The sequence below is a fragment of the Cupriavidus pauculus genome (assembly GCF_022179805.1).
In the GTDB taxonomy this organism is placed as follows: Bacteria; Pseudomonadota; Gammaproteobacteria; order Burkholderiales; family Burkholderiaceae; genus Cupriavidus; species Cupriavidus pauculus_E.
On the sequence record NZ_BPUO01000035.1, the window covers coordinates 1 to 2015 of the forward strand.

Annotated in this window: 2 protein-coding genes; both read right to left on the reverse strand. The window is 63.4% G+C overall.

Features of this window, described 5'->3' with window-relative positions:
- Positions 1-142: 142 nt before the first annotated feature.
- On the reverse strand, positions 143-646 hold the full coding sequence (locus MFF62_RS30705; protein ID WP_238267935.1) for a hypothetical protein: 504 nt from the start codon (positions 644-646) through the stop codon (positions 143-145).
- Positions 647-765: 119 nt separating this feature from the next.
- On the reverse strand, positions 766-2015 hold a 1250-nt coding region (locus tag MFF62_RS30710; protein ID WP_238267937.1), incomplete at its 5' end, for an ISNCY family transposase.

Consider the following 2015-nt stretch of genomic DNA (forward strand, 5'->3'; position numbering starts at 1 on the left):
CCCCGTCCGCAAATTAGAAATGTCAGTCCAAGCGTGCTTTTTGTGCGGAGGCCGATTCTTTCTTTGGGGAGTCTGTAAGGCGGTGGCGCTGGCCTGAGGCGGGTGAGTCTGGCCCAGGGTGAGGAGGGGCGGTTTGCGCGCATTACTCTGATCGCGTCTTTGGTTTGACCCCCAGCTCCCATAGCATGTCGATGTTGCGAAGGTAGATGGAGACGTTCTCTGCCGAACTGTGGATGATCGAGTGCTCGTGCCCATCGACGGCGTCAACTTTTGCCGTCCACGGATCCTCCAGGCTCTGGCAAGCATCCTCGATATCGTCGCGATACTGCTGTAGCGCCTGCGGGGTCCAGGTCTGCATGGCATCTGGAGCCAACAACACAGAGAGCGTACCCTTGCGCTCCCCGATATACCGCACAGGGGAGAGCAGGCCACTGATGTAAAACATCATGAGCGCGTCGATCACGCGATCGTCATGGTCCTCGTCCCAGATGACCGCGAGGTCAAGGAATGCACAGCGATCGAGCCGGTTCAGAAGCTCGTCATGCCAGACCGGCGCCCGGAGGATGGAGTAATGTGTTCCCCGGCCGAGGTTGCCTACAGGACGAGTTTCGTCATGCAGGGTCTGGAAGAAGGGGCAATAGGACATGAACGCTCCTTTCGGGAGAGAGACGGGCTTCCGCCGCCGGAACCGCAGCCATTTCGTGACTGCGGGCATCAATGCAGGACCGTATCACGCCGGATGGCATCGGTCGGTCAACCGCGCCTTTATTTCCGGACCCCGGCTAGTGGCGCTGTAGCCATCGCTCGCTCCAGATCGAGCCGGTTGATCCGCCGCTGGCGCTTGACGTTCAAGGGCACCTTGGCCGGGCGTGGCGGCTCGCCCGAGAGCGTGCGCGACGGCGCGCTCCAGTGCCGGCTGTCACGCTCGGCCTGGACCTTGGCAGCTATCCCCAACACGTGTCCCAGCCGCTTGTGGTCGACAATTGCACCCTGATCCACCTCCGGGAAGCAGTCATAGGTAGTGTAGGGCAGGGACGCGCCATCGGCCCACAGCTCGATGCGCCCGTCCGGATACTCGGCCACCTCGATGTAGCGATGGATCAGTCGCCGATGCTCGGGTAAATCCTCAAGCAGGTATCTCACCTTCGCGTACTGCAGCGTGAGACTCTGCGAGACCTTGCGCCATTCGCGCCAGCTGAAGATTCGCGCCAGGTCCTCGTCGCCGCGCAGCGGCCGGTGGGCATCGAAGTCGCTGCGCGGCACCTTGCCAAAGCGCGCGTTGAAGTCCGCGACAAAGGTCGGCGTATAGGCGTTGGCGGCCGCCATGCTGGAGATGCCGCGCAGCCGCAGCTCCTTCACCAGGCGGTCCTGCAGCGTGCCATTCATCCGCTCCACGCGGCCTTTGGCCTGGCTCGAATTGGCGCACAGGATGTCGATATTGAGTTCGAACAGCGCCCGCCCGAACTGGGTGTAGCCGCGGCCCTCGGCACTGTCTTTGGCATTGACGCGGAAGATGCCGGCCTTGTCCGAATAGAACGTCATCGGCTTGCCGTGGCACTCAAGGTAGGCCCGCGTGGCCGTGAAGTACGCCAGCGTCGATTCGGTCGGCACGAACAGCAACTGCATCAGCCGCCCGGTCGCATCATCGACAAACACCAGCAGTGTGCAGGCCGGCGCCCGGTCCTCAAACCAGGCGTGGTCGCTGCCATCAATCTGCACCAGTTCGCCCAGGCAGGCCCGGCGGTTGCGCGGCTGATGCACCTTGGGCGGACGCAGCTTGCGGGGCACCCAGAAGCCGGCGTCGATCATGATACGGCGTACGCAAGACGGCGACATCTCGATGCCATGGCGCTCGCGCAGCTTCTCGGCCGCCAGCGTCGGCCCGAAGTCGGCGTAGCTATCGCGGATCAGGCCACGGACACGGGACTCCAGGCCGGGAGGCAATTGGCGGTTGCTGGAACGCCCGCGCTTGCGCGATACCAGTCCACCGGGGCCGTCCTCCAAAAGCCGCAGGA

Coding starts and splice junctions, on each gene's coding strand:
- MFF62_RS30705 (WP_238267935.1), bottom strand. CDS start 646: ATGTCCTATTGCCCCTTCTTCCAGACCCTGCATGACGAAACTCGTCCT.